The following is a 26,449-nucleotide window of genomic DNA, read 5'->3' as shown; positions in this document are numbered from 1 at the left end:
GTCGCAGCTTTGATCCGTGTCGGCCACGCGATGGAGGACTGCGTGCGCATGGCCGGCAACAGCTTGGCGGCCGATCGATTCAACAGGAGAGACGGCTCCGCTGCACGCGCGGAAGCATCCGCGGCAGGCACGGCCTTCGTTACTTCAAATGGCTTCAACCCCGGCATGCATTTGCGCCAAAAAACAGCCGCCCTTGCAACCACAATGCAAGCTATCGAGGCGTCGGGCAATAATAATCGATTGAAATCTGAAGGAAAATCTGAACGCTGAAAAGCCAAGGATTATCATCGGCTTCTGCTATGCGCAGGGCTCATCGCAGCAGTGCCCAAAAGTTGATACTGCGATGCACAAAATGGCATCACGGTAACTTGGCATTAGGCGCGCGATCATATAGCAATCATCGACGACGCTTAACCCTATGGCGCTTTTATGGCGCCACCCGCCAGTTTGGAGGATCAGAATGACGGAACAAAGCGCAACACTGAAAATCGGTGACAAATCAGTCGATCTCGCCGTCAAGAGCGGCACGATCGGTCCTGATGTCATCGATATCGGCGCCCTCTACAAGAACACGGCTTCCTTCACTTACGATCCTGGTTTCACCTCGACCGCATCCTGTGAATCGAAAATCACCTACATCGACGGCGACGCCGGTGTGCTATTGCATCGCGGCTATCCGATCGAACAGCTTGCCGAGCACGGCGACTTCCTCGAAGTCTGCTATCTGCTTCTCTACGGCGAACTGCCGACCGCTGCCCAGAAGAAGGATTTCGACTATCGCGTCACGCATCACACGATGGTGCATGAACAGATGAGCCGGTTCTTTACGGGCTTCCGCCGCGATGCGCATCCGATGGCTGTCATGTGCGGCTGTGTCGGCGCGCTGTCCGCCTTCTACCATGACTCGACCGACATCACGGATCCGCATCAGCGCATGGTGGCAAGCCTGCGCATGATCGCCAAGATGCCGACACTCGCCGCCATGGCCTACAAGTATCACATCGGCCAGCCCTTCGTTTACCCGAAGAACGATCTCGACTACGCCTCGAACTTCCTGCGCATGTGCTTTGCAGTTCCCTGTGAGGAATATGTCGTTAATCCGGTGCTCTCGCGAGCAATGGACCGCATCTTCATCCTGCACGCCGACCACGAGCAGAACGCCTCGACCTCGACCGTCCGCCTTGCCGGCTCGTCGGGCGCGAACCCGTTTGCCTGCATCGCAGCCGGCATTGCATGCCTCTGGGGCCCGGCTCACGGCGGCGCCAACGAAGCAGCGCTGAACATGTTGACCGAAATCGGCACCGTTGACCGCATTCCGGAATACATCGCCCGCGCCAAGGATAAGAACGATCCGTTCCGCCTGATGGGCTTCGGTCACCGCGTTTACAAGAACTACGATCCGCGCGCCAAGATCATGCAGAAGACGACGCATGAAGTTCTCGGCGAGCTGGGCGTCAAGGACGATCCGCTGCTCGAAGTGGCGATGGAACTCGAGCGCATTGCACTGACTGACGAGTACTTCATCGAGAAGAAGCTCTATCCGAACATCGACTTCTACTCCGGCATCACGCTGAAGGCTCTGGGCTTTCCCACGACCATGTTCACCGTGCTGTTTGCTCTCGCCCGTACGGTCGGCTGGATTGCCCAGTGGAACGAAATGATCGAGGATCCGGAACAGCGCATCGGTCGCCCGCGTCAGCTCTATGTCGGTGAGCCGCAACGCGATTACGTGCCTGTTTCCAAGCGCTAATCAGCGATCACAGATAGCAAAGAAGCCCGGTCAGGAATGGCCGGGCTTTTTCTTTTGAAGGACATCGAGGACGATTTCGGCCGCATGTTCCCCCGGCGGCTTTTCGGTCTGCATTCTCTGCCAGAGAACGTCAAACCCTTCCATCATCGCCTGCCGTGGCAAGGTGTCCACCGACAGCTTCTCCATCCAGCGCGCAAAGCTGCCGCCTCGCACCACGTCGTTGATATACTCGGGCACAACGGCGTAGTCGGCGATCAGGTTCGGAAGGGCCGCGCTCCAGGTTTTGATCTGGCTGGTCATGAGCTTGATGATCCAGTCCGTCTTGTACGCCGAAACACACGGGACGCCGGTCAGCGCCAGCTCAAGCACGACGGTCCCAGATGCCGCCATGGCGGCATCCGCTTCGGTGAACGCCTGCCACTTCGCCTCGGCGCCGGCCACGATCTCCGGCTTGGTCGTCCACTCCTTGACGAACTCACGGATCATGGCCTCGCGGCGCGGCATCGTCGGCAAGACGAAACGCATCTCGCCGTTGCGCGCCACCAACTCGGTGACGGCGTCGCCAAAGTGGGGCAGCAGCTTGGTAATCTCGCTTGAGCGCGAGCCTGGCAGCAACATCACTGTCTTGCGGTCGGCCCGTGTCCGTGGCTTGGTCTGCGCACGCCGGCGTCGGGCGTCCAACAGGTTTGGGTCGGCCGTCAAACGGTGGCCAACATAGGTCGTCGGCGGCCCGCCCAGTTTGCGCATCACCTCAGGCTCGAACGGCAAGACAGCGAGCACATGATCGACATAGGCGAGCATGCGCTGTGCGCGATATTCCTTCCATGCCCAAACACTCGGGCAAACATAATTGACAACAGGCAAGCCGGGCAGCGCCCTGCGGACCCGCTTTGCAACCCTATGCGTGAAATCCGGACTGTCGACGATAACGAGCACGTCGGGTTTTGCCGCGATGATTGCCGACGCCGTCTCGCCAATACGCCGGACGAGCCTTGGCAACGTCGACAGTACTTGCGTGATGCCCATCACCTGCAGTTCAGAGAAATCGAAAAGCGAGCGCAGGCCCTGCGTCTCGAGCCCCTCGCCGCCAACGCCGACGAGATCTACACCGCCCGGAAACTGTCGTTTCAGGGCGGCGATCAGATCCGCCCCCAGAAGGTCACCCGAGACCTCTCCAACAACGATGGCAACTTTTAGCGACGCATCGCTCACGCTAGCCCCCAGGATGGCAAACCTCTATCCAGTCCGCACACGAAAATACCGGCCTCATCCGCAGCCTTGATGACAGCGTCACGCTCCAGGATGAGCGAGCGACCCGCCTCGACAGCAACGCCCGCCAGGCCCGCCCTTTTCAGGTTCTCGATCGTCGAAATGCCGATCGATGGCAGATCCGCGCGGATATCTTGCTGAGGTTTGCAGAGTTTGACCAGTACGCCGCGGCGACGCGCAGAAATGCGCCCGGCTGATCGCAGGTCAGCGACACGGTCCAGCATGCTGTCCGTGCCTTCGACGCCCTCGAGCGCAACAATGCGGCCGCCAACTGAAACCGCCCCTTGCCCGACATCCAGCCTGCCAAGCGCATCGGCCGCTTCCGCGGCGCGCGCGATATCTCTTCGATCATCAGGTCCCGGTCGCACTGCGCCCAACGGACCGACGGTCGCAAGGAGGTGTGGTGCGATCTCATGCGCGCCGACGACGCGGCGTCCGTTCCCCTCGATCAAGGTAATGACCATGCGCAATACGGCATCGTCGCCACCAGCGAGCAGCGTGCGGACCGTCGACGGCAATTTCACGATCGTTTTCAGCGTCGGGCGGACCTCACGCCACTCCGGACGCCGGCGCACGCCTCCCGACATGACGACTCGATCTACGCCGTTGCTCGCGAATATCCGACTGAGAGCAGCGAAGTCACCGACGCCGATCACCGCGTGATCAAAGCCATCCCAGGAGCGGTCCGCTTCATCTTTCAGCGCGATAATGAAGGGATCTTCACCTGCCTGGCGCGCGGCCGTAGCAACATAGGACGGCAGAAGACCGCTGCCTGCGATGATTGCCAAGCGGCCTTTTGCCATGTCACCCGCGAGAGCCAAGCATCACCCTTTCTGTCCCCTGGTCGGAGATGAAAGAGCGCGGTCGCTTTCGGCAGCGATGAAATCAAGAATTTGAATGACTTGCTCGCAACCAGCATACTCGTCGCGGAGTGCGGCGGCATTGTCTCGGATCGAATTATCGCCTTCGAAGATCGCCTTATAGGCCCGGCGCACTGTGTGAATCGTCGCGCGATCAATGCCGGCGCGGGTCATACCGACGACATTCAAGCCGCTCAAAAGGCCCGGATTGCCATTCAGCATCCCATAAGGGATGACGTCGTAGCTAACCGCGGACAGCCCACCTACAAATGCCTGTCGACCGACGCGCGTGAACTGATGCACGGCGCAGCCACCACCGAGAATGACGCGATCCTCGATCGTTACGTGGCCGGCAAGCATGACGTTGTTGGACATGATGACGTTGCTTCCAACCCGGCAATCATGGGCGATATGCGAATTCGCCAGGAACAGGTTGTTGTTGCCCACAATCGTCTGGCTACCGAAATCAGCGGTACCCGTGTTGACCGTGACACCTTCGCGGAAGGTGCAGTTGTCGCCGACCGTCAAGGTCGTCTCTTCGCCACCGTGATGAACGCTCTGAGGATCCCCGCCGATCACGGCCATTGGGAAAATGCGGCACCCGCTGCCGAGCGTCGTGCGGCCCGATACGACGGAATGCGCAAGCAACTCTACGCTATCACCCAGCGTGACATTCGGTCCAACGTAACAAAAGGGACCGATCTTGACGTTCTCGCCGATCACAGCGCCGTCTTCGACGACCGCCATGGCGTGAATCTTGGCGCTGGCTGCTATCCTGCTCATGCCTGATCCTTGCGAACGATCATCGCCCCGATGTCGGCTTCGGCGACGAGCGCGCCATCAACCTTCGCATCGCAGTGGAACTTCCAGATATTACCGCGCTGCTTCTGTTTCTTCACGTGATATTCGACGCGGTCGCCGGGAACGACCGGCTTGCGGAAGCGCGCGTTGTCAATCGTCATGAAGTAGACCAGGTTCCCGGTCTCCCCCTGCTTCTTGGCGCAGATCGCACCGGCTGTCTGTGCCATACCCTCGATGAGCAGGACACCCGGCATGATCGGAGACTCCGGAAAGTGACCGGTAAAATGCGGTTCGTTTGCGGTCACGTTCTTGATGCCGATCGCGGACTCGTCACCGTCGATATCGATGATCCTATCCACCAGCAGGAACGGATAACGATGCGGCAGCAGCTTCATGATCTCCATGATGTCTGCCGAAGAGAGCGAAGTCTTTGCTTCTTCAGTCATTCTTTTCTCCCGTTTTCTTGCTGCCGGTCGACCGGGCCAAAATCGCTGCGGTCTCTCGCAGAAAATCGTTGATGGGACGCGCCGGCACACCACCGTAACGTTCGCCGGCAGGTATGTCGCCGACCACACCGCTCTTCGCGGCGATCTGCACTCCGTCACCGATCTTGATATGCCCGTTCAGTCCGGCCTGCCCGCCGATCTGCACGCCATCACCGAGAACCGTGCTACCAGCGATGCCGACCTGCGAAACGATGGCGCAATGACGCCCAATTCGGCAGTTGTGACCAATCTGGACCTGATTATCGATCTTCGTGCCTTCGCCGATGACGGTATCATCCATGGCACCGCGATCAATCGTGGTATTGGCGCCGATCTCCACATGATCCTGAATGATGACGCGGCCGACCTGAACGATCTTGATCATCCCGCGTGGGCCCGGAGCATAGCCGAAGCCATCCTGGCCAATGCGCGCGCCATTGTGAATGATCACGCCGTTGCCCAAGAGCGCGCAAAGCACGCTTGCGCCGGCGGCGATCGTGCAATTGCGGCCGATCTTGACGTTTGGCCCGATGATCGCGCCGGCTCCGATGTGCGTGCCCTCTCCGATTTCGGCATGTGCGCCGATGACCGCGAAAGGCTCGACCGAGACCTCGCCTTCCAGACGCGCCGTCTTGTCGACAACTGCACGATCCGAGATGCCGGAGCCTTCGGACAACAGCGCCTCCGGCCGAAGTGCCTTCGGGTAGAGATAGCCACCCGCCATAGCAAAGGCAGCATGGGCATTCTTCGAAATCAGGACAGGCAGATGATCGGGTACCAACGATCGCAAGCCGGCGGTGCAAAGCACAGCGGATGCCGCGCACGTCGCGAGCTCGTCCTTGCTCCTCTTCGACATGATATAACAGATGTCACCCGCCTTCGCCCGGCTTACGGGCGAAACGGAGCGTATCACAACATCTGCGTCCTTGGGGTCAGCAAGCTCTGCCCCAAGATACTGCGCCAACTCCGAGAGTTTCACGCCATCATGGGGCAGAAAAAAGCCATTTTGCTCCATCGGCAAATCTCCAGAACGGAATTCGGTTTTACGGTTCCGGACTGCCGATATCAGAATTGGTTGTTTATGCCAAACTTGAAGTGCTGCGTCTTGTCGAAGTCTTCCTTGGCGACCGGAATAGCGTAGTCGACGCGCAGCGTACCAAATGGCGACGCCCACATGAGACCAACGCCAACGGACGCGCGCAGCGATGCATCTTCGCCGTTGACGGTATCACCAAGCGGGTCGACATCATTGCCGAACAGTGTACCGGCATCGGCAAACAAGGCGCCACGCAAGCCGAAGTCACGCGGGACCAACGGCAGCGGGAATGTCGCTTCAGCCGACACGGTAAAGTAGGTCGTGCCACCAAGCGGGTCGTCGTTGGAGCCGGCGATACGCGGGCCGATACCCTTGTTTTCAAAGCCTCTGATATCGCCGTTGGTCAGCGTGAACTGGTCAAAGACGTTCAGGTTCTTGTCAAAGCCGACAACATAGCCCGCCGAGCCGGTAAGCGACCCGATGATGTCGGCATCGTCAGCGAGCAGGTGGAAATAGCGTGCCTTACCGTAGAGTTTGTAGAACTGCGAGTCGCCGCCCAGGCCGGCAATTTCCTGCGTAACGCTTGCATAGATGCCTTCGCGAGGCAGCGTCATGTCGTCAAGAGTGTTGTAGGTCAGCGTCTGCGAAACAGACGACTTCACCCACGGGCTATTTTCAACGAGGTTCTGGTACGGCGCAGACAAGTTACTCAGCGAACCCGACGGGTCGTACTTCATCTGCTTGTAGTTGTAGCGGAACGTCGTCGCGAGGTCTTCCGTGATCGGAGCTGTCGCACGCAGAACACCGCTGTTTTCCTCGTAGTCGTAGTTATCGTTGCTCGACGTCTCGCTGTGGTTGAGGTCGAAACCAACCGCCAAACGATAGCCCAGGAAGTACGGCTCGGTGAAGTTCAGGCCGTAAGTCTGCGAACCTTCCTGACCGCCACCGGCACTAACCTTGATGTACTGACCACGACCGAGGAAGTTCTTTTCCTCAACTGAGGCTTCGAGAAGAAGGCCATCACCGCCGGCAGCGTAACCTGCGCCGATGCCGAACGAGCCGGTCGCCTGGTCCTGGACGTCAACGACGACGACAACGCGATCCGGCGAGCTGCCCGGCTGCGTCGAGATGTTAACCGACGAGAAATAGCCGAGAGCTTCGAGACGGCGCTTGGCCCTGGTGATCATCTGCTGATTGAAGGCGTCGCCTTCGCTCATGTCGAACTCACGACGGATGACGAAGTCACGCGTACGGCTGTTACCGCGAATTTCGATGCGCTCGACGTATGCGCGCTCACCCTGGTCAACCAGGTATTCGACACCGATCGTGTTGTTGCCCAGATCACGGTTACCGCGCGGCGTAACGCGGGCAAACGGATAGCCGGCGGAAGCGACCTGATCGGAGATCGCCTCCATGGACTTCTGCACTTCCTTGGCGCTGTAGACCTGACCTTCGTGTGTCCGGACGAGCCCCTGAAGCTGATTGGAATCGATACCCGGGACCGTCGACTGCACGGATACAGCACCGAAATCATACCGAGGGCCTTCTTCAATATTGAAGGTCAGCGTGTACTTGTTCGTTGCCTCGTCGAAAGCCGCGTCGGAAGATATGATACGGAAGTCTGCGTAGCCGCGGTTGTAGTAGAACTGGCGCAGCGCCTCTTCGTCCGCATGAAGCTTGTCTTCGCTGTAAACGTCCTTGCGGGTCAGGAAAGACAGAAAGTTCGAGCGCTTGGTCGCGATGACCGAGGAGAGACGGCCGGAGCTGTAGGCGTTGTTGCCTACGAAATTGATGGCAGCAATCTTGGTGCGGTCACCTTCGTCGACGACGAAAGCCAAGTTCACGCGTCCTTCGCCGAGGGGAACGACCTGCGTGGTTACCTGAACTTCACTTCGACCCGTCGCGGCATACGCGTCCTTGATCGCCTGAATATCCGACTGAATCTGCGCCTCATTGTAAGGGCCAGCGGCATGCGTCTTTACGACAGCCGCAAGCTTGTCGTCCTTGATCTTGCGGTTGCCGTTGAAGACGACCTGATTGACGAGCTGAGCTTCCTCGACGGTAACGACGAGCGTGCTACCCGAGACCGAAATCTTGACGTCGGAGAAATAGCCGGTGTCGTAGAGTTGCTTCACCGAGTCATCGATATCGGTATTAGAGAAGCTCTTGCCGGGCTGGATGGTGAGGTTTGAGCGAACGGCCTCAGCACCAACACGGCTGGCGCCACGCACATCCACACGCTGAATAACTGCAGCTTCTGCCGTCGTTGCCGAGACGAAAACCGTTGCACCTGCCCCCGAAGCAACAATACCTGCAGACAGCGCAACCGCCGATACTGCGTTCAAAAATCTTGAACCAGCCTTCATTTCACCCATTACCTTTTTTCTCGTCCCCGGCGTCAGGCGTCCCCCGATTCCGGCCACGTGTGTCGTTTTACCCGCTTTTGTCATACAAGCAAGGGAGCAAGTTAATTTCTGTTTACTTCATTTCAAAGCGTGACGCATTCGCCACTACACCTTTGAAACATCGTAAATAAACGGTAATTTTCCCTCGTCCGGCAATCAACCAATCAAAGCGCTTATATCGTTCCAGGTGGCAAAAACCATCAAGCTCAAAACCATCGCCAAGCCAATGCGGAACGCAATGTCCTGGGCAGACGAACCCAACGGTTTTCCCCTCACCGCTTCAATCGCATAGAACATCAAATGACCACCATCAAGTACCGGAACCGGCATCAAGTTCAGTAATCCGATGGAAACCGACAAGACAGCGGCGAGCTGCAGCAAAGCTGCAACGCCCAAGGTCGCCATCTGGCCGGAAGCCTGGGCGACGCGGATGGGTCCGCCGAGTTGGTCAGGCTTCATGTAACCCGAAATGAGATTGCCGATATACTTGAAGGTGCCGGTTACGATGTGCCAGGTCTGGATCGTGCCCTCCTTGACGGCCTCCAGCGGCGAGTAGGTCTGCACCCGGAAGTGGCCGACCTCCTGGTTGGTGACGATACCGATCAGGCCGATCTCGATCTTATTGCCGAATTGATCGGTCATGTCGGTCCGGGCCGGCACCATCGGCACATCCAGCTTCTCGCCGTTGCGCTCGATCGTCACGACAATCCGCTGCTCGGGCCGAATGCTGACGTAGCGCCGAACATCATCGAAGGTTTCGACCTTCGTGCCATCGATTGCGATCAAGAGGTCACCTGGCACCACACCAGCTTCGGCAGCGGCACTGCCGGCCTTAACCTCTGCAACGACGGGATCGGCAACCGACCGGCCGTAGATCGAAAAAAGAACCGCGAAAATCGCAATCGCCAGGATGAAGTTCGCAATCGGGCCGGCGGCAACCGTCGCTGCCCGCTTCCACAACTTGGCGCCGGCGAAAGACCGTGCTCTGTCTTCTTCCGACATTCCCGCCAGCTTGTCGTCATCGGGCTTGCTCGACACGTCCTCATCGCCGAAGAACCGCACGTAGCCGCCGAGCGGTATCAGGGAGAGCTTCCAGCGCGTTCCATGCCTGTCGGTGAAGCCGATCAATTCCGGGCCGAAGCCAATCGAGAACGCCAATATCCGGATGCCGCTCCAGCGCCCGACAAGATAGTGTCCCATCTCGTGCACGAAGACGAGCAACGACAATACGAGGACGAAGGGCACGATGTAGCCCGTCAGGAACGCGAGTATACCGGTCAAGCCAAGCATCTGATTTTTCCGCCAGCCTTTGCAGACATTATACGCCGAACAGGGCTGCACCGAGCGACGTTATTTCGCCGCCCTTTATCAGCGAAAAAAGCCCAGCTAGCAAGAACGCCGCAAAGCAGGCGAAAATGAGCCCATCGACGCGATCCATGACGCCGCCGTGCCCAGGGATCAGATGGCTCGAATCCTTGACGCCGAAGCGGCGCTTGATGAAGGATTCGAAAAGATCGCCACTCTGGCTGCAGACCGACAGAATGAAGGCGACCGACGCTGCGAGGACGACGCTTTGCGGAAAGGCAAAATAGGCAACCAGGCTGCCGGCGATCACAGCGGAGACGGCGCCGCCGATGGCGCCGGACCATGTCTTTCCGGGGGATATCTTCGGCGCCAGCTTCGGACCACCGATGGCGCGCCCGACGAAATAGGCAAGAATGTCGGTCGACCACACCACTGCGAATACGAAGAGCATCGCGAAAAGCCCGACGCTATCGGCACCGCGGATGCTCGAGAGGGCAATTCCCGTAAGGCCGGCATACACGATGCCTGTAGGAAACCAGCGCGATACGCCGGACACAAACACGAAGCCGACAGCAATCAGAAAGAACAACGCAAGGAGAATCAGTGAATATCCGAGCGTACCCGCGACGACGGCCACCGCGATCGCCGCCTGCCCTAACCAACCGATGGCGTTGGCAACTGGCTGCTCCGTCGCGAGCCTCGTGATCGTCGACCATTCATAATAGATAAGCAGTCCGATCAATGCGGACAGCAAGCTAAAGGCGACGCCACCATACCAGGTGGCCAGCAGCACGAGAACGGCAAGTATCACGCCGGAGACGATGCGTAGCTTCAGCTCCTGCTGCATCAGGTGCCCACTGCCGCAGCAGTCTGCGCCACCAGTCCGCCGAAGCGACGGTCGCGTGACGCGAAGGTCTCCAGTGCTGAATAGAAGATATCCCGGCTGAAGTCCGGCCAATATTCCGGAACGAAAATGAACTCCGAATAAGCGGCCTGCCAAAGGAGGAAGTTGGAAAGGCGCTCTTCGCCGCTCGTGCGAATGATCAGATCGGGATCCGGGATACCAGCCGTGTCGAGCCGCGCGTTGATCAACGCGGGAGAAATGTCCTGGGCCCTCAATCGCCCCGCCTCAACGTCATGCGCAAGACTTGCCATTGCGCGAGCAATCTCGTCGCGCGACCCATAATTGAAAGCGATAATGAGTGTGAGCGCGGTGTTCGACTTCGTCGTCTCTTCGGCGTCCACGAGAAGATTGAGGATATCGCTCTTCAGGCTGTATCGGTCGCCGATCACCTTTACGCGCACGTTTTGGCGATGAAGCTCAGCTAGGTCGCGGCGAATGAAGGCCTTCAGCAGGCCGAGCAGATCGGACACTTCCGTTTCCGGGCGGCGCCAGTTTTCCGAGGAAAAGGCGAAGAGAGTAAGGTATTTGATCCCCACGTCGCCGGCGGCACGAACCGTCTCGCGCACGGCGTCCACGCCCTTTCGATGTCCCATCGTTCGCGGAAGTCCGCGCTGCTTTGCCCATCGGCCGTTGCCATCCATGATGATGGCAACGTGTTCTGGCACAGTCAAAAATGTTCGTTCCGACATTTCCCGTCCGGTTCTTGCAGCCAAGGCGCAGCCGCAGCGCGCCTAAACCTGCATGATTTCCTTTTCCTTGTCGCCAAGCAAGCGGTCGACCTCAGAAATCGTCTCGTCGGTCATCTTCTGCACACGATCTGACTGCGCCCGGCTTTCATCCTGGCCAATCACACCGTCCTTTTCGGCTTTCTTAAGGCCGTCCATGCCATCGCGCCGCACGTGGCGAATCGCAACCTTGCTCTTCTCGGCATAGTCGTGGGCGACCTTCACCAGCGACTTGCGGCGCTCTTCGTTCAGTTCCGGCAGCGGGATGCGCAGGTTCTGGCCATCGATGATCGGATTGAGTCCGAGGTTGGCCTCGCGGATCGCGCGATCCACGGCGTTGACCATCGACTTGTCCCAGACGGAGATGCCAAGCATACGCGGCTCTGGGACGGTCACGTTTGCCACCTGATTCAGCGGCACGCGCGAACCATAGGCCTCGACCATGACGGGGTCGAGAATGTTGGCCGAGGCGCGGCCGGTGCGCAGCGATGCGATATCGTGCTTGAACGCGGAAATCGCACCATCCATGCGGCGCTTGAGTTCCTTGATGTCGATGCCTTCACTCATTTCATTGCTCCCGTCTTGGTAGAAGCTGCGGCAAACGAGCCGCCCACTCAATCAGTTATCAGAGACGACGGTCTTGAGGCCACCGCCCTTGAGGATTTCAGCAAAACCACCCTTCTCGTGGATCGAGAAAACGATGATTGGAATTGAATTCTCGCGCGCCAGAGCGACGGCTGCAACGTCCATGACGGCAAGTCCCTTGTCGAGGACTTCCTTGTGCGTCAGATGGTTGAAACGTGTCGCCTCAGGATCCTTTTTCGGGTCAGCCGAATAGATACCATCGACCTGTGTTCCCTTGAAGATCGCTTCCGCGCCCATTTCGGCGGCGCGCAGTGCTGCTGCCGAGTCCGTCGTGAAGAACGGGTTGCCTGTGCCGCCAGCGAAGATCACGACGCGACCGAGCGACAAATGATAAAGGGTTGCACGCTGCGAGAAGCTCTCGCAGATTTCGGGCATGGCAATGGCTGAGAGCACCACGGTATCGATGTTCAGCTTGCGCAGCGACGTTGCCAACGCCAGCGCGTTGATCACGGTAGCGAGCATCCCCATGTGGTCGCCTGTAACGCGATCGCCTCCCTTAGAGGCAACTGCGACACCGCGGAAGATGTTGCCGCCGCCGACGACGACGCCGACTTCCACACCCATCTGCCGCGCTTCGGCTATGTCAGCCGCGATGCGGTCTGCGACCGCTACATCAATTCCAAATCCCTGGCTGCCCATGAGGGCTTCGCCGGAAGCCTTGAGTAGAACGCGTTTGTAGACAGGCTCTGACGACATCGTGGCTCCTCGTATTTTACCGCTGTGTGCCGGATACACGAAGGGCACCGCGTTGTCACGCGATGCCCTTCGGTTTTCACATGTATAGGTCGATCAGCCCTTGGCGACCGCGGCAACTTCAGCAGCGAAGTCGCTCTCTTCCTTCTCGACGCCTTCGCCGAGGAGAAGACGCGCCATGCCGACGACTTCGATCTTGGCGCCGGCTTCCTTTTCAGCTTCCTTGACAGCAGCGCCGACCGTCAGGTCGGGGTTGATGACGAAAGCCTGCGAGAGCAGAGCGACTTCTTCGAAGAACTTGCGCATGCGGCCTTCGACCATCTTTTCGATGATGGCTTCCGGCTTGCCGGATTCGCGGGCCTGCTCGATGAAGACGTTGCGTTCGCGCTCGGCAACGGCAGCGTCGACTTCTTCGGCGCGGATTGCGAGCGGGTTGGTCGCAGCGATGTGCATGGCAACCTGGCGGCCGATCGAGGTCAGGACAGCCTTGTCGCCTTCCGACTTCAGCGCGACGAGAACGCCGAGCTTGCCGATGCCGTCGCCAGCAGCGTTGTGGATGTAGGTCGCAACAACGCCGTGCTCGACTTCGAGCTTGGCAGCGCGACGGAGCGTCATGTTTTCGCCGATGGTCGCGATCGCGTCCTTGATGGTGTCGGCGACCGGCTTGCCGGATGCCGGGTAGGTCGCAGCGGCAATGGCTTCAACCGTGCCGTCGGTGGACAGAGCAACGTTGGCGATGCCACGAACGAGGTCCTGGAACGCGTCGTTACGGGCAACGAAGTCGGTTTCCGAGTTCAGCTCGACGACAACAGCCTTGTGGCCGGCGCCAGCGATGGCAACCAGGCCTTCAGCAGCAGCGCGACCAGCCTTCTTGTCGGCCTTCGAGATGCCCTTTGCGCGGAGCCAGTCGATCGACGCTTCGATGTCGCCGTTGTTTTCCAGCAGCGCCTTCTTGCAGTCCATCATGCCTGCGCCGGACTTCTCGCGCAGTTCCTTCACCAGTGCAGCCGTAATCTCGGTCATAAGCTTCCTCTTGTCGGTTCAAACGGTGGCCCGCGAAAGGCGGTGCGGCACCGGATTGAGGCACGAAATGTACCTGTATGTATGACAGCGTGATGAATGACGCGTCATAACGAAACTTGTATGGCGAAGGACTGATTTCCCTCGCCTGAAACGGTCAAGGCCGCCGAACTTCTGAGAGTCGCGAGCGGCCTTTCCCAATCTCTGGAAAGCATGGCGGACCATTCGACCCGCCTGCTTCTTTTATCAGGCTTCGGCTTCGCCTTCGAGCGCCGGCTCAACCGGAGCTTCGATCGATGCGCCGAGGTCGCGGCCCGACGAGCTCTGCTGGCGAGCGATACCGTCGATAGCTGCACGAGCGATCAGGTCGCAGTAGAGAGCGATGGCGCGCGAAGCGTCGTCGTTGCCCGGGATCGGATAGTCGATCAGGTCCGGATCGCAGTTCGAGTCGATGATTGCGACAACCGGGATGCCGAGGCGCTTGGCTTCGTCGATCGCGATCTTTTCCTTGTTGGTGTCGATGATGAACATCAGGTCAGGCGTGCCGCCCATGTCCTTGATACCACCGAGAGCCTTGTCGAGCTTTTCGCGCTCGCGCTCGAGGTTCAGGCGCTCTTTCTTGTTGTAGCCAGACTGTTCCGAAGACAGGATTTCGTCGAGCTTGCGCAGACGCTGGATCGAGTTGGAGATCGTCTTCCAGTTGGTCATCATGCCGCCGAGCCAACGCGAGTTGACATAGTACTGAGCGGAACGCTTGGCCGAGTCAGCGATGAGCTCAGAAGCCTGGCGCTTGGTGCCAACGAAGAGAACGCGGCCGCCACGAGCAACGGTGTCGGAGACAACCTGCAGGGCGCGCGACAGCATCGGAACGGTCTGAGCCAGATCGATGATGTGGATGTTGTTACGATCGCCGAAAATGTACGGCTTCATCTTCGGGTTCCAGCGGTGCGTCTGGTGGCCGAAGTGGACGCCTGCTTCGAGGAGCTGGCGCATAGAAAAATCGGGCAATGCCATGCCTTGTTATCCTTTTCCGGTTGAACCTCCGCAAGGCTAACAGCACCCCCTCTTCGAGGATGCCACCGGGCGGAACCATCCGGATTTCTCCCGGACAATCCCATGCCTTACGTGTGGAATGCGGGTGCCCATACCCCCCCTTCCGCGGAAAATCAAGGCTCTCGGCAAAAAAAGCGACAAGGGAAGCCAGGGATGTGACGCACAACTAGCTGCGCTACACCTGCACAATCAATCGGATTCGCAGGGCCAACTCGCCGGAGCGGAAAGTCCGGCAGGCAACTTCGTCTTCGCATCGCCGCAAGCAAGATCGATTTGAGCCTGCTCGAGACCGGTCGCGGCAGACAAATCAAGTCCTTCGATTCGCGTCAGAAACATAAAGGCGCGATCGAACGCTGCCGGTCCTTCAAGAGTTGCCCGACTCAGATCGGCGCGCGACAGGTTCGCGAGAGAAAACTTGGTACCGGTGAGAACGGCCCTGGCGAAGCTGGCGCGGCTAAGTTCGGCTTTCTCGAAATTTGCGCCGCTGAGCTTGGCACCACTGAAATTCGAGCGTTGCAGTTCTGCCCCCGCGAACGACGCGCCTTCTGCAGAGACATTCTCGAAGCCAGAGCGATAGGCCTCGATCTTCGAGAAGTTCGCCTTGCCAGCTTGTGCCCCTGTGAACCAAGCCCGCACCAGCGTTGCTTTCTCGAAATTCGCGGAGGACAAATTGGTACCGCTGAGATTGGTCAGGCTGAGATCTGCGTCAGCCAGGTTGGCGCCCTGAAAGTCGCTCCCCTGCAACATGAGATTTTTCTTGGTGCACTCCCTCCAGTCGATTCCAGCCACCGGCATGCTGCTGCAATCCGACGCCAGTGGTGGGGCGCCGGTGAGCCACATTAGCGCGACCGCAGTCGAGATACCGAAGAGCCCACCACCCAAAACACCATGCCGTATCGCCAAGATTCTCACTCCAAATCCGACCCTTGCGCTGAAATCAGCGCGCCATTTGAATTAGTAGCATAGAGAGGGTTTACTTAGACATAGCGACAATCGCGATCGCGGCCAGCCGCGACGATTATTTGCAGGCAGCCGACTTGCTGTCGAGCAGCTCGAGCTTGGCAAGCCTGCCGGTCAAAACAAAGTCGCCGTAGTCCATGGTCAGATCGCGGGTGATGCCGTTTTCGTAGAGCTTGAACGACATGCGATACACGGGCAACGTATCCGTTTTGGTATTCTCATTGAAATACGAGATCGTGACGGGCCAGAAGGCGGCCTTCGAGAAGGCGCCGGCATTGCCCGCATCGGCCTCATCGGTCGCCGGCGCCACCTGCTTGCCGACGACAGTCGTCGTCACCAGCGCCTTGTCACCGTCATCCGAGCCGTCAAAGACGCGTGCCTCGAACAGGCGCTTGCCTGCCTTGGCATTCTCGATCACATCAAGCATGTGCTCCGTCGGGAAACGGCTTGCGCCAAGCTGCAGTTCCTTGCTGGCCGGTTGCGTCAGGGCAACCTTCACACCTTCGGCCAGGTCCTGGGCGGCGCCGTTGACTTCTTTATCAAGCTGGTCGTCGGTGAAGGATTTCGTGTCGAAGGTGAACCTGCGATCCTTGAGATTCTCGAAGGTCTTCGTCTGCTGGTCGCTGACGCGGACAGTATCGCCGGTGTCGATCTGCGTCACAAAGCGGAAGTTGGTGGTAAAGCCGGTGCAATAGTTGCCGTCGAACTCATACACCATACGGCCGGACATGCCCGAAATACCAGAGCGCTCGGAGGCATCCTTCAATTCCAGATCGTAGACCGCCCTGTGGGCAACGAGACCGGTCGCAATTGCGGCACTCGTTACTGGCGCCGCCGCATAGGCGGTCGTCGAAACGCTCGCCAAAAGAACTGCGGCAAGACTCGATCGGAACATTGACAATCTCCTGTTGGACTCGCCTGCAATGTTATAAGAACGCTTTCGGCCAAATCGAGGCTCGAAAATGTCACAATCTTGATTCCAAGCCTTGATGCATAATTTTAGAACTATTGACAATAAAAGCGGAGAGGAAAATGTCCGATCAAATCGTTGCGCGCCTGAAAGAAATGGGGATATCCCTGCCTGAAGCTGCCGCACCGGCCGCAAATTACGTTCCTTACGTCATCAGCGGGAACCTCCTCTACATCTCCGGGCAGTTGCCGCTCGAAAACGGCAAGATCATCACCGGTCATCTGGGCAAGACCGTCGACGTCGCAGCTGGCCAGCGCGCGGCGGAGCTCTGTGCGATCAATATCCTTGCTCAGGCACGAGCTGCTCTCGACGGCGATCTTGGTCGCATCAAACGTGTTATCAAGCTCAATGGCTTCGTGGCTTCGACCCCCGACTTCGTCGAACAGCACCTCGTGATCAATGGCGCCTCCAACCTGATCGGAGCCGTACTCGGTGAGGCCGGAAAGCACGCGCGCGCCGCCGTCGGCATGGCCGCGCTGCCCCTGAATGCTGCTGTTGAAATCGACGCGATTGTGGAAATTGCCTGATGACCTCCGCTGCATGGCTCAAGGAACAGCCGGTCGCTCATCGCGGCTACCATGATCTCAACAAGGCGGTGTGGGAAAACACGCTTTCCGCGTTTTCGCGCGCAGTCGAAGCGGGCTTCGCCATCGAATGCGACCTGCACTACGCTTCTGACGGCGTGCCTGTTGTCTTCCACGACGAGGACCTGGAGCGCCTGTGCAATCTCAAGGGAGACGTGCGCGAGCGTACGTCACGAGAGCTCGGCCTCATCTCCGTCGGCGGGACAGCCGACAAGATTCCAACGCTGCGTCAGCTGCTCGATCTCGTAAAGGGTCAAGTGCCTTTGGTCATCGAACTGAAGGGCCGTGAGGCCGACGACGAGGGCTTTGCGGAAGCCGTTCTCGAAGTGCTCGAAGGGTATGAAGGCAAGGTCGCCCTGATGAGCTTCGACCACTGGCTGCTTCGCGACCTGAAGGGGCTGAATGCCCCCTATCCGCTCGGGCTGACGGCCGGCGGCAACAAACCGGAAGAGTTCGAAGTCCACGAAAAGGCCATGGAACTCGGCCTTGACTTCATTTCTTACTTCTTCGCGGATCTGCCAAACCCATTCATCACGGCGCAGCGCGAAAAGGGTGTCATGGTCATCACTTGGACCGTCCGTGACGAAAAGGCACGAAAGCACACCTTTGAGAATGCCGACCAGATGACATTCGAGGGATTCGATCCGCGCCTTTCGGTTTGATGCTCGCTTTTTGGACAAGATCATGCGCAGACTGCTGGTGAGCCCCATTCTCCTCCCAAACGGTCTCGCATTCGCTCCATGACAGACGAACTTTCAATCCGCATCGAGCGGTCTTTCACCGCGATTTCCCCGGAGAGCTGGTCGCGGCTTTCCGGGACCTCCCCAAAGAGCACCGCGCTCACCTACAATCCTTTCGTGTCGCATGCCTTTCTTTCTTCATTGGAAGAATCCGGATCGGCGACTGCGCAATCCGGCTGGATGGGCCACCATCTTCTCCTGGAAACGGACAAAGGCGAGCTTATCGGTGCCCTGCCCGGCTATCTCAAGAACCATAGCCAGGGCGAATATGTTTTCGACCACGGCTGGGCAGATGCCTTCGAGCGAGCGGGCGGACGGTACTATCCGAAGCTCCAATGCTCCATTCCCTTTACACCGGCGACCGGCCCGAGGCTGCTTGTGACCGAGGGGCTACAGCGCTTGCCGATCCAGCACGCCATAGCCGAGAGCCTCAAGGAGGTCGTACGCCAGCTTGGCGTCTCTTCCGCACACATCACCTTCGTACCCGAGGACGAGATTGGGATCTTTGAGGGCGAGGATTACCTGCACAGGACGGACCAGCAGTTCCACTTCATCAATGAGGGCTATGCCAATCACGAGGAGTTTCTGGAAACGCTCGCGTCACGCAAGCGCAAGGCGCTTCGAAAGGAGCGCCGCACCGCGCTTGACCACGGCATCAGCATCGATTGGCTGACCGGTGGTGACCTGACCGAGCGGATCTGGGACCAGTTCTTCGAATTCTACATGGATACAGGCGGCAGAAAATGGGGCCGACCGTATCTCACCCGCAAGTTCTACTCGCTGATTGGCGAGCGCATGCCCGACGACATCCTGCTCGTGATGGCAAAGCGTGACGGTCGCTATATTGCCGGTGCGATCAACTTCATCGGCGGCGATACGCTTTATGGTCGTCATTGGGGCTGCGTCGAGGATCACCCATTCCTGCACTTCGAAGTCTGCTACCACCAGGCGATCGACTTTGCCCTGGCAAAGGGTCTCAAGCGCGTCGAAGCTGGCGCCCAGGGCGAGCATAAGCTCGCACGCGGCTACCTGCCGGTGACAACCCATTCCGCGCATTACGTTGCCCATTCCGGACTGCGCCGGGCAATCTCCGACTATCTCGAACGCGAGCGCGACGACATCGAACACATGAACGAGATCCTGACCGAGCACAGCCCGTTTCGAAAGGGCGAACGCCAGCAGGAGGATTGACGCTTTCGCCCCTGTCGCGCTACGCGATCACAGCAGTAATGAGGAGAGTTCGTATGACCAGCGCCGCCTACGACAGCAACAATATTTTCGCCAAGATCCTGCGCGGCGAAATTCCCTCGCACCGCATTTACGAGGACAGCGACACGGTTGCCTTCATGGACGTGATGCCGCAGGCGCCTGGCCATGTACTCGTCCTTCCGAAGGCGCCGTCACGCAACCTGCTCGACGCTGACCCTGTCGTTCTCGCCAAGACGATCCCCGTTGTCCAGAAGATTGCCAACGCAGTCAAGGAAGCCTTCGACGCCGATGGCGTCTTGGTCTGCCAGTTCAACGAACCCGCCGCCGGCCAGACCGTTTTCCACCTGCACTTCCACGTGATCCCACGTCACGAGGGAATGGCGCTGCGTCCTCATTCTGGCCAGATGGAGGACAATGCGGTGCTCGCCGCGAATGCCGAAAAGATCAAGGCTGAACTCTAATCAACGCCGAGTACCGACCTAGCGTTGGCGAAGATAGCAGCAAAGAAAAAGGCGGCCACTCGAGCCGCCTTTTGTTCATTTACTTCTTTGGAACCCGTGGAACCGCACTACCCTTCTTGGGCAAGCTCTTGACCTCGGGATCGGCGGCGGCCTTAGCCTTCTTGGCCGTCGTCTTCTTCGGGCGGGCCTTCGTCTTCAGTTCGCCGTCATCCACATCGTCAGCCTCGGGATGGGCAACTTCGGCTTCTGGCTTCGGCTTGATCGGCGCGTTGTCCGATACGGCTTCGAGGACAATACCGGGCTTGCCATCTTCTTTCGGACCGACCGTAACGTTGACGACGCCGCCCTTCCGCAACTTGCCGAAGAGGATTTCGTTCGCCAGCGGCTTCTTAATGACGTCCTGAATTACGCGAGCGAGCGGGCGGGCGCCCATCTTGTCGTCGTAACCCTTTTCAGCCAGCCAGGAGATTGCGTCCTCTTGCAGGTTGAAGGTGACGTTCCGTTCGGAAAGCTGCGCCTCCAGCTGCATGATGAACTTCTGCACCACCTTGTGGATGACCTCAGTCGGCAACGCCGCAAACGGAATGATCGCGTCGAGACGGTTGCGGAATTCCGGCGTGAACAGGCGGGTCAATGCCTCCTCATCTTCGCCCGTCCGCTTCGACGAGCCGAAACCGATCGCAGCCTTGGCCATCTCCGATGCGCCCGCGTTTGTCGTCATGATCAGGATGACATTGCGGAAGTCGATCTTCTTGCCGTTGTGGTCGGTCAGCGCGCCGTGATCCATCACCTGCAACAGGATGTTGTAGATGTCGGGATGCGCCTTCTCGATCTCGTCAAGCAGCACGACGCAGTGCGGATGCTGGTCGACGCCATCGGTCAGGAGACCGCCTTGGTCGAAGCCGACATAGCCAGGAGGTGCGCCGAGCAGACGCGATACGGTGTGCCGCTCCATGTATTCGGACATGTCGAAGCGCAGCAGTTCGACGCCGAGCGACGACGCCAGCTGCTTGGCAACCTCCGTCTTGCCGACGCCGGTCGGGCCGGAGAAGACATAGGAGCCGATCGGCTTGTTCGGTTCGCGAAGGCCGGCGCGCGCCAGCTTGATCGAGGTCGATAGCGCTTCGATCGCGTTGTCCTGGCCGTAAACGACCGAGCGCAACTCCTGCTCGAGATTGGCAAGGACAGCTTCATCGTCCTTCGACACCGTCTTCGGCGGGATGCGTGCCATCGTTGCGACCGTTGCCTCGATCTCCTTTTCGGTGATCAGCTTGCGGCGCTTGGACGGTGGCAGCAACATCTGTGCGGCCCCGGTCTCATCGATGACGTCGATCGCCTTGTCGGGCAGCTTGCGGTCCGAGATGTAGCGGGCCGACAACTCGACAGCCGTCTTGATCGCCTCATTCGAGTAACGCAGGTGATGATACTCTTCGAAGTACGGCTTCAGGCCCTTCATGATCTCGATCGCATCATCGATCGAGGGTTCATTGACATCGATCTTCTGGAAACGACGAACCAGAGCGCGATCCTTCTCGAAGAACTGGCGATACTCCTTGTACGTCGTCGAACCGATGCAACGGATCGCGCCCGAGGACAAAGCCGGCTTCAAAAGGTTCGAGGCATCCATCGCGCCGCCTGACGTCGCACCCGCACCGATGACGGTATGGATTTCGTCGATGAAGAGCACGGCGCCCGGATATTCTTCGAGCTCCTTGACGACCTGCTTCAGGCGTTCTTCGAAATCGCCGCGATAGCGCGTACCGGCGAGCAGCGTGCCCATATCGAGCGAGAAGATCGTGGCATCGGCCAGGGCTTCCGGCACCTTGCCTTCAACGATGCGCTTGGCCAGGCCCTCAGCAATCGCCGTCTTGCCGACACCGGGATCACCAACATAGAGCGGGTTGTTCTTCGATCGGCGGCACAGAACCTGAATCGTGCGGTTGACCTCGGACTGCCGGCCGATCAGCGGATCGATCTTGCCGCTCTTGGCCTTCTCGTTGAGGTTTACGCAGTAGGCCTTCAGGGCGTCCTGCTGCTTCTTGGAGCCGCCTTCCTCCTGGTCACCGCTACTGCGCGAAGCTGGCTTGCTCTCGGATTCGCCGTCATCGGCGCCACGCGGCGGACGAGCCTCGGATGCGCCGGGGCGCTTGCCGATCCCGTGAGAGATATAGTTGACGGCATCGTATCGGGTCATCTCCTGCTCTTGCAGGAAGTATGCGGCGTGGCTCTCGCGCTCGGCGAAGATCGCGACGAGGACGTTGGCCCCTGTCACTTCCTCACGCCCGGACGACTGCACATGAATCACCGCTCGCTGAATGACGCGCTGAAAGCCGGAAGTGGGCTTGGAGTCCTCGTCATAGCCAGTGACCAAATTGGAGAGTTCGTTATCGACATATTCAACAAGCGTTTTGCGCAGCGCGTCGAGGTCGACATTGCAGGCTCCCATAACCGCGGCCGCATCGGCATCGTCGATCAGGGCGAGCAGCAGATGCTCGAGCGTGGCATATTCATGATGCCGCTCGTTGGCAAAGGTCAGTGCCTGATGGAGCGCCTTCTCAAGACTAGGCGAAAATGTTGGCACGTTCAGATCCTCACTTCTTTTCCATGACGCATTGCAGCGGATGCTGGTGCTGTCGGGCGAAGTCCATCACCTGGCTCACCTTCGTTTCCGCTACCTCGTATGTAAATATTCCGCACTCACCGACGCCGTGGTTGTGGACGTGGAGCATGATGCGGGTGGCACTTTCACGATCCTTCTGAAAAAAACGCTCGAGGATATGAATGACAAATTCCATGGGAGTGTAGTCGTCATTCAGGAGTAGCACACGGTAGAGATTAGGCTTCTTGGTCTTCGGCTTTGTACGTGTAATGACCGAGGTTCCGCGATTTCCGTTGTCCCCGTTCCTTTCGCTGTCGTTTTGCATCCGGATCGGCTCTGCGACCATTTTCTTTCATTCCTCGATCAGTCCGGCAAGAAGCTGGGAGGAGTGGTTTCCCGCCGAATATTCGAAATACTAACTTAGTCCATCCTGGAGCGATTTTAAGCCCCTCGTTTCACACTGCAATCACAATTCGGCCAGTCTTGATGCAAAGACACAGAAACCGGGTGGTGGGCATGCGACGGGCATTGTGAAAAAAGAAAAGACCGGCCGCAGATGCGTAGCCGGTCTTCGATTTTCAAGAGCTGTACGGCAATTGCCGGTTATGGTTACGCCGCAGCGGGCGCAACAACTGGAGCCGTCTTCATCGCCTTGGCGGCCGCTGCCGCAACAGGCGCCTCGTATGGTTTGTAAGCGCTTTTGGCGAGATCGGAATACATTTCGCCGAGCTTGGTGGCTTCGCTCACGAAGTTCTCGTATGCGGTTTTCACATAGGTGGTCTGCAGCTCGAAGGCAGCTTCAAAGCTACGCGCTCCCGACAGGCTTTCAAAATGCGTGACCGTGTCCTGGAACGACTTCTTGGAATACTCCACGGCTTCGGCGGCAATGGCCTGGAAACCCTTGGCAGTCTCCGAATAGCTCTTCAGGACCGTGTCCATGGCTTCCTTGTTCTTCCGATTGACGTCGTCGAAGTTCAACATGACCATCATCCTCCTTGGCATGTGTGGCTTGATGGAGCCTAGCTGCAACGCACAAATAGTCAAGTATTGTTGTGCATCGCACAACATCCTATGCGAGTGTCGAGCCCGGCTCTCGCTCTTAGTCAACGCGCTGCATTTGATTTCCCTAAAATATATCAGGACACCGCAACCAGAGATTTCATCAAAAATATCGTCGCGATGCCAATGGAACCGTCGGGTCAGTCGAGAAGGTCAGCCGGAACTTTTCCGCCATTCTCAGCAAGGCGTTTCATCAATGCCTTATGCAGGAACATGTTCATGGTGGCGGTGTCATGCGGATCGCCCGTAAAGCCCAGTTCGGCGGCAAGTTCCTTGCGCTCCGCAAGGCTCGCGTCCATGCCGACCGCCTTCATCAGATCGACGATAGAACGGCGCCAATCCAGCTTCTGTCCGCTCTTCTTCACTGCCGCATCCAGCAGTGGCACGATGTCAATGGTCGCAGCGGCGGGTGACGCGGCCGTCGGTGCCGGCTGGGGTGTGGCCGTGGGCGCGGCGCTCGGCGCAGCCGCAGGTGTGGCAGACGGAGTAACTGGAGCAGCCACAGCTTTCCCAAAAATCGCGTTCTTGATCTTGTCGAAAATACCCATTCTCAACATCCCTTCCTAGCCTAGAGCACATGCTCAGCGGAGGAGATGGAGCGTTCGACGGATGGGTCCAGAGAAGGTTGCCCAATTTTCCGCTAGAGATTGCTCTGCGGTAGGAAACAATCGGAGGTTAGCGATCGCGGCTTGGGCGGCGTGGGGCGGGACACCGCTGGATTGACGGGCGGCCAACAGACCGCCCATCGATCCGATTTCAGAGATCGACGTCGAGGATCGCCATCGAGAAATTGTAGGAGCGGTCGCCGTCCTCGTCATCGATATAGACGACACCCAGAAATTCTTCGCCGAGATACACTTCAGCGGAATCGTTCTTTCGCGGGCGTGCCTTGACGATGACCTCGGGGTTGAACGTGCGCTTGAAATAGGCGTCGAGTTTCTTGATTTCTTCGGGCTTCACACTGCATCTCCTGAGCGGTCTCGGTTGGCCGCTTCTTGCATGGGAAAGACGGCGCTGTAAAGGCACGGGGACCCACGCACAACGCTATCCCCGCCGATATGCCAACTGTTAGGTGACGCGCGGCTCAGATATCCGCGCCGATCACCTGATCCATTATTCGCGACGGTTCCGAACACCCTGCTTCTCCGACCACCTTGGCCGGAACGCCTGCCACGGTGGTCTTGGGCGGCACCGCCTTCAGCACGACTGAGCCAGCGGCAATGCGCGAGCAATAGCCGATCTCGATGTTACCGAGGATCTTGGCGCCGGCGCCGATCAGCACACCGCTGCCGATCTTCGGATGGCGGTCCGAGCCTTCTTTGCCGGTGCCGCCAAGGGTGACGCCATGCAGGATCGATACATTGTCGCCGATCACGGCGGTCTCACCAACGACCAGCCCGGTGGCGTGATCGAGGAAGATGCCTCTGCCGATGCGCGCGGCCGGATTGATATCGGTCTGGAACACGCTTGATGATCTGCTCTGCAGATACAGCGCCAGATCGCGCCGGCCGCGGTTCAGCAGCCAATGCGCGAGGCGGTGCGTCTGCAGCGCATGGAATCCCTTGAAGTAGAGCACCGCTTCCATGAAACGCAGGCATGCGGGATCACGATCATAAATCGCTTGGATGTCGACACGCAGGATCGCGCTCCACTCCGGCCAATCCTCCAACATCTGATCGAAGGTCTGGCGCAGCAAAATCGCCTGCATGTCGGGATGGTCGAGACGTTCGCAGATACGATAGATCACGCACTCTTCCAGCGACCGGTAATTGAGTACCGTCGAGTAGAGAAACGCGGCCAGCACCGGATCACTTTCCGCGGCGGCGCGCGCTTCCTCGCGCAGGCTGTCCCAGATCGGATCTATCACCTTGAGGGGGTTGCCCGTCTCAAGAGAGCGAATGTCTGTCTTTGCGACCATGAAAGGTCTCCTCGTATGCGTAGATCGGCTCTATATAGGGCAAAAACCTGTTAACATAAATGGGTGCTTCGGCAATCTTGCATCGTTCCCACCTGCCACAACAGAAGCCAAGTCGCTATCCGGCGACTTCGGCGTAAAACTCCAGCACCGCCTTCTTGAAGACCCGATCGCCGACGGCCAGCATGTGATCGCGGCCGGGGATATCAAGCGCCGTCGCGCGAGGCATCAGTGCGGCGAGTTCCTCGGCTGAACCCGCGATGTCGTCCTTGGTTCCGACGCCGATCAAGGTCGGAGCTTCGATCTTCGCCATGTCGGACCGCGCAACGAGATCGCGCGACCCCTTGATACAGGCGGCGAGCGCATCACGGTCGCTTTTTGTTTGGTCGGCAAAAGCCCGGAACATTCGCCCGCGGTCATGGGTGACATCATCGAGGGAAGCCGCCAACAAGGCATCCGCAATCGGATCCCAGTCGCCGACTCCGTCCGTCATCCCGATCCCGAGGCCGCCGAGGACCAGCGAACGCACGCGGTCGGGATGGGCGAGCGCCGCGAACACAGAAATGCGGGCTCCCATCGAGTAGCCCATCAGGTTGGCTTCGGGAATCCCGAGGTGATCGAGCAGCGCGATGGCGTCGCTCGCCATATGCCAGGGGCGGTAGGCCTCGGCATCGCGTGGCTTGTCGCTTGCGCCATGTCCCCGGTTGTCGATGGCAATGACCCGGTAGCCCGCATCGCCCAATGTCTTCAGCCAGCCCGGATAAACCCAGTTCACGTTGGCGCTTGACGCAAATCCGTGGATCAGCAGCACCGGCACGCCCGACGGATCACCTTCGTCGAAGAAGGCAAGCTTCAGACCGTTATGCGTGAAGCTGGAAAAGACGGGCGTATTCAAGTTCATCAGACTGTCCTTTTTTGCCGGACCATATTTTATAGGCCGCCGAACTGAAACCCTCGCAGTTGCAAAAACTGTGCGTCCTGCCTCTCTTTGGCTCTACACA

General features: G+C 58.7%; 28 protein-coding genes. 6 read left to right on the top strand and 22 right to left on the bottom strand.

Annotation, left to right across the window (positions count from 1 at the left end):
- The first annotated feature begins 48 nt into the window (after positions 1-48).
- The gene (locus FHX16_RS19125) at positions 49-270 is read left to right on the top strand and encodes a hypothetical protein (RefSeq protein WP_246712713.1); all 222 of its coding nucleotides are present in this window, start codon (positions 49-51) and stop codon (positions 268-270) included.
- A 190-nt stretch (positions 271-460) separates the two neighbouring features.
- Complete coding sequence (gltA, locus tag FHX16_RS19120) at positions 461-1,750, top strand: citrate synthase (protein WP_016553835.1); 1,290 nt, start codon at positions 461-463, stop codon at positions 1,748-1,750.
- A gap of 30 nt (positions 1,751-1,780) precedes the next feature.
- Here gltA and lpxB read toward each other — a convergent pair whose 3' ends face one another.
- The 15 genes from lpxB to FHX16_RS19045 form a co-directional block, all read right to left on the bottom strand.
- Positions 1,781-2,962: a lipid-A-disaccharide synthase gene (lpxB, locus tag FHX16_RS19115; protein ID WP_183864183.1), complete on the bottom strand. Its 1,182-nt coding sequence runs from the start codon at positions 2,960-2,962 to the stop codon at positions 1,781-1,783.
- Positions 2,959-3,840 carry an LpxI family protein gene (locus FHX16_RS19110; RefSeq protein WP_183864182.1) on the bottom strand — a complete coding sequence of 294 codons (882 nt, stop codon included), beginning with the start codon at positions 3,838-3,840 and terminating at the stop codon, positions 2,959-2,961. Before FHX16_RS19110 ends, lpxB begins: the two co-directional genes overlap by 4 nt.
- A gap of 3 nt (positions 3,841-3,843) precedes the next feature.
- The gene (gene lpxA / locus FHX16_RS19105) at positions 3,844-4,662 is read right to left on the bottom strand and encodes an acyl-ACP--UDP-N-acetylglucosamine O-acyltransferase (RefSeq protein WP_183864181.1); all 819 of its coding nucleotides are present in this window, start codon (positions 4,660-4,662) and stop codon (positions 3,844-3,846) included.
- Positions 4,659-5,126, bottom strand: a complete 468-nt coding sequence (fabZ, locus tag FHX16_RS19100) for a 3-hydroxyacyl-ACP dehydratase FabZ (RefSeq protein WP_183756936.1) — start codon at positions 5,124-5,126, stop codon at positions 4,659-4,661. The genes lpxA and fabZ overlap by 4 nt, the downstream gene beginning before the upstream one ends.
- Positions 5,119-6,180: a UDP-3-O-(3-hydroxymyristoyl)glucosamine N-acyltransferase gene (gene lpxD / locus FHX16_RS19095; RefSeq protein WP_183864180.1), complete on the bottom strand. Its 1,062-nt coding sequence runs from the start codon at positions 6,178-6,180 to the stop codon at positions 5,119-5,121. The genes fabZ and lpxD overlap by 8 nt, the downstream gene beginning before the upstream one ends.
- Positions 6,181-6,230: 50 nt before the next feature.
- A complete protein-coding gene (bamA, locus tag FHX16_RS19090; RefSeq protein WP_183864225.1) occupies positions 6,231-8,567 on the bottom strand; it encodes an outer membrane protein assembly factor BamA in 2,337 nt (778 codons plus the stop codon).
- Between the two features lie 195 nt (positions 8,568-8,762).
- Entirely contained in the window at positions 8,763-9,896 is a 1,134-nt protein-coding gene (rseP, locus tag FHX16_RS19085; RefSeq protein ID WP_183864179.1) for an RIP metalloprotease RseP, read from the bottom strand.
- A 28-nt stretch (positions 9,897-9,924) separates the two neighbouring features.
- Positions 9,925-10,758: a phosphatidate cytidylyltransferase gene (locus FHX16_RS19080; protein WP_183864178.1), complete on the bottom strand. Its 834-nt coding sequence runs from the start codon at positions 10,756-10,758 to the stop codon at positions 9,925-9,927.
- Positions 10,758-11,504 carry an isoprenyl transferase gene (locus tag FHX16_RS19075; RefSeq protein WP_183864177.1) on the bottom strand — a complete coding sequence of 249 codons (747 nt, stop codon included), beginning with the start codon at positions 11,502-11,504 and terminating at the stop codon, positions 10,758-10,760. Before FHX16_RS19075 ends, FHX16_RS19080 begins: the two co-directional genes overlap by 1 nt.
- 42 nt (positions 11,505-11,546) lie before the next feature.
- A complete protein-coding gene (gene frr / locus FHX16_RS19070) occupies positions 11,547-12,107 on the bottom strand; it encodes a ribosome recycling factor (protein WP_016553825.1) in 561 nt (186 codons plus the stop codon).
- Between the two features lie 51 nt (positions 12,108-12,158).
- The gene (pyrH, locus tag FHX16_RS19065) at positions 12,159-12,881 is read right to left on the bottom strand and encodes a UMP kinase (RefSeq protein ID WP_016553824.1); all 723 of its coding nucleotides are present in this window, start codon (positions 12,879-12,881) and stop codon (positions 12,159-12,161) included.
- A gap of 93 nt (positions 12,882-12,974) precedes the next feature.
- The gene (gene tsf, locus FHX16_RS19060; RefSeq protein WP_037127686.1) at positions 12,975-13,901 is read right to left on the bottom strand and encodes a translation elongation factor Ts; all 927 of its coding nucleotides are present in this window, start codon (positions 13,899-13,901) and stop codon (positions 12,975-12,977) included.
- A gap of 243 nt (positions 13,902-14,144) precedes the next feature.
- Positions 14,145-14,912: a 30S ribosomal protein S2 gene (gene rpsB / locus FHX16_RS19055; protein WP_016553822.1), complete on the bottom strand. Its 768-nt coding sequence runs from the start codon at positions 14,910-14,912 to the stop codon at positions 14,145-14,147.
- A 228-nt stretch (positions 14,913-15,140) separates the two neighbouring features.
- Entirely contained in the window at positions 15,141-15,854 is a 714-nt protein-coding gene (locus FHX16_RS19050) for a pentapeptide repeat-containing protein (RefSeq protein ID WP_405049296.1), read from the bottom strand.
- A 115-nt stretch (positions 15,855-15,969) separates the two neighbouring features.
- A complete protein-coding gene (locus tag FHX16_RS19045) occupies positions 15,970-16,806 on the bottom strand; it encodes a cell envelope integrity EipB family protein (RefSeq protein WP_183864176.1) in 837 nt (278 codons plus the stop codon).
- 137 nt (positions 16,807-16,943) lie between these two features.
- On the opposite strand from FHX16_RS19045, the gene FHX16_RS19040 reads away from it, so the two are divergent.
- The 4 genes from FHX16_RS19040 (at position 16,944) to FHX16_RS19025 (ending at position 19,875) form a co-directional block, all read left to right on the top strand.
- Positions 16,944-17,408, top strand: a complete 465-nt coding sequence (locus tag FHX16_RS19040; RefSeq protein ID WP_183864175.1) for a RidA family protein — start codon at positions 16,944-16,946, stop codon at positions 17,406-17,408.
- Positions 17,408-18,127, top strand: a complete 720-nt coding sequence (locus FHX16_RS19035; RefSeq protein WP_183864174.1) for a glycerophosphodiester phosphodiesterase — start codon at positions 17,408-17,410, stop codon at positions 18,125-18,127. Before FHX16_RS19040 ends, FHX16_RS19035 begins: the two co-directional genes overlap by 1 nt.
- Positions 18,128-18,205: 78 nt before the next feature.
- Complete coding sequence (locus FHX16_RS19030) at positions 18,206-19,396, top strand: GNAT family N-acetyltransferase (protein WP_183756944.1); 1,191 nt, start codon at positions 18,206-18,208, stop codon at positions 19,394-19,396.
- Between the two features lie 53 nt (positions 19,397-19,449).
- Positions 19,450-19,875, top strand: coding sequence for an HIT family protein (locus FHX16_RS19025; RefSeq protein ID WP_183864173.1), 426 nt, complete (start codon positions 19,450-19,452; stop codon positions 19,873-19,875).
- Between the two features lie 79 nt (positions 19,876-19,954).
- Here FHX16_RS19025 and clpA read toward each other — a convergent pair whose 3' ends face one another.
- The 7 genes from clpA to FHX16_RS18990 all read right to left on the bottom strand — a co-directional run bounded on the left by clpA (position 19,955) and on the right by FHX16_RS18990 (position 26,349).
- Positions 19,955-22,456, bottom strand: coding sequence for an ATP-dependent Clp protease ATP-binding subunit ClpA (gene clpA, locus FHX16_RS19020; protein WP_259129691.1), 2,502 nt, complete (start codon positions 22,454-22,456; stop codon positions 19,955-19,957).
- A 10-nt stretch (positions 22,457-22,466) separates the two neighbouring features.
- The gene (clpS, locus tag FHX16_RS19015) at positions 22,467-22,820 is read right to left on the bottom strand and encodes an ATP-dependent Clp protease adapter ClpS (RefSeq protein WP_183864171.1); all 354 of its coding nucleotides are present in this window, start codon (positions 22,818-22,820) and stop codon (positions 22,467-22,469) included.
- 263 nt (positions 22,821-23,083) lie between these two features.
- Positions 23,084-23,455 (bottom strand): phasin family protein, encoded by a 372-nt coding sequence (locus FHX16_RS19010; protein WP_183756947.1) that lies wholly within the window; start codon positions 23,453-23,455, stop codon positions 23,084-23,086.
- Positions 23,456-23,673: 218 nt separating this feature from the next.
- A complete protein-coding gene (locus FHX16_RS19005; protein ID WP_259129689.1) occupies positions 23,674-24,081 on the bottom strand; it encodes a DUF3597 domain-containing protein in 408 nt (135 codons plus the stop codon).
- A gap of 208 nt (positions 24,082-24,289) precedes the next feature.
- Complete coding sequence (locus FHX16_RS19000) at positions 24,290-24,493, bottom strand: DUF3126 family protein (protein WP_016553811.1); 204 nt, start codon at positions 24,491-24,493, stop codon at positions 24,290-24,292.
- 124 nt (positions 24,494-24,617) lie between these two features.
- Positions 24,618-25,451, bottom strand: a complete 834-nt coding sequence (gene cysE, locus FHX16_RS18995) for a serine O-acetyltransferase (RefSeq protein WP_183756949.1) — start codon at positions 25,449-25,451, stop codon at positions 24,618-24,620.
- 115 nt (positions 25,452-25,566) lie between these two features.
- Entirely contained in the window at positions 25,567-26,349 is a 783-nt protein-coding gene (locus tag FHX16_RS18990; RefSeq protein ID WP_183864169.1) for an alpha/beta fold hydrolase, read from the bottom strand.
- Positions 26,350-26,449 lie beyond the last annotated feature (100 nt).

It is taken from the genome of Rhizobium sp. BK661 (assembly GCF_024808825.1).
Classification (GTDB): Bacteria; Pseudomonadota; Alphaproteobacteria; order Rhizobiales; family Rhizobiaceae; genus Rhizobium.
This window is presented reverse-complemented; position numbering and strand designations above follow the sequence as displayed.

Coding starts and splice junctions, on each gene's coding strand:
- lpxD (WP_183864180.1), bottom strand. CDS start 6,180: ATGGAGCAAAATGGCTTTTTTCTGCCCCATGATGGCGTGAAACTCTCG.
- bamA (WP_183864225.1), bottom strand. CDS start 8,567: ATGAAGGCTGGTTCAAGATTTTTGAACGCAGTATCGGCGGTTGCGCTG.
- FHX16_RS19045 (WP_183864176.1), bottom strand. CDS start 16,806: ATGTTCCGATCGAGTCTTGCCGCAGTTCTTTTGGCGAGCGTTTCGACG.
- lpxA (WP_183864181.1), bottom strand. CDS start 4,662: ATGAGCAGGATAGCAGCCAGCGCCAAGATTCACGCCATGGCGGTCGTC.
- frr (WP_016553825.1), bottom strand. CDS start 12,107: ATGAGTGAAGGCATCGACATCAAGGAACTCAAGCGCCGCATGGATGGT.
- FHX16_RS19125 (WP_246712713.1), top strand. CDS start 49: ATGGCCGGCAACAGCTTGGCGGCCGATCGATTCAACAGGAGAGACGGC.
- rpsB (WP_016553822.1), bottom strand. CDS start 14,912: ATGGCATTGCCCGATTTTTCTATGCGCCAGCTCCTCGAAGCAGGCGTC.
- cysE (WP_183756949.1), bottom strand. CDS start 25,451: ATGGTCGCAAAGACAGACATTCGCTCTCTTGAGACGGGCAACCCCCTC.
- FHX16_RS19040 (WP_183864175.1), top strand. CDS start 16,944: ATGTCCGATCAAATCGTTGCGCGCCTGAAAGAAATGGGGATATCCCTG.
- FHX16_RS19030 (WP_183756944.1), top strand. CDS start 18,206: ATGACAGACGAACTTTCAATCCGCATCGAGCGGTCTTTCACCGCGATT.
- FHX16_RS19025 (WP_183864173.1), top strand. CDS start 19,450: ATGACCAGCGCCGCCTACGACAGCAACAATATTTTCGCCAAGATCCTG.
- FHX16_RS18990 (WP_183864169.1), bottom strand. CDS start 26,349: ATGAACTTGAATACGCCCGTCTTTTCCAGCTTCACGCATAACGGTCTG.
- FHX16_RS19035 (WP_183864174.1), top strand. CDS start 17,408: ATGACCTCCGCTGCATGGCTCAAGGAACAGCCGGTCGCTCATCGCGGC.
- tsf (WP_037127686.1), bottom strand. CDS start 13,901: ATGACCGAGATTACGGCTGCACTGGTGAAGGAACTGCGCGAGAAGTCC.
- FHX16_RS19080 (WP_183864178.1), bottom strand. CDS start 10,758: ATGCAGCAGGAGCTGAAGCTACGCATCGTCTCCGGCGTGATACTTGCC.
- gltA (WP_016553835.1), top strand. CDS start 461: ATGACGGAACAAAGCGCAACACTGAAAATCGGTGACAAATCAGTCGAT.
- FHX16_RS19005 (WP_259129689.1), bottom strand. CDS start 24,081: ATGGGTATTTTCGACAAGATCAAGAACGCGATTTTTGGGAAAGCTGTG.
- fabZ (WP_183756936.1), bottom strand. CDS start 5,126: ATGACTGAAGAAGCAAAGACTTCGCTCTCTTCGGCAGACATCATGGAG.
- clpS (WP_183864171.1), bottom strand. CDS start 22,820: ATGGTCGCAGAGCCGATCCGGATGCAAAACGACAGCGAAAGGAACGGG.
- FHX16_RS19075 (WP_183864177.1), bottom strand. CDS start 11,504: ATGTCGGAACGAACATTTTTGACTGTGCCAGAACACGTTGCCATCATC.
- FHX16_RS19010 (WP_183756947.1), bottom strand. CDS start 23,455: ATGTTGAACTTCGACGACGTCAATCGGAAGAACAAGGAAGCCATGGAC.
- rseP (WP_183864179.1), bottom strand. CDS start 9,896: ATGCTTGGCTTGACCGGTATACTCGCGTTCCTGACGGGCTACATCGTG.
- pyrH (WP_016553824.1), bottom strand. CDS start 12,881: ATGTCGTCAGAGCCTGTCTACAAACGCGTTCTACTCAAGGCTTCCGGC.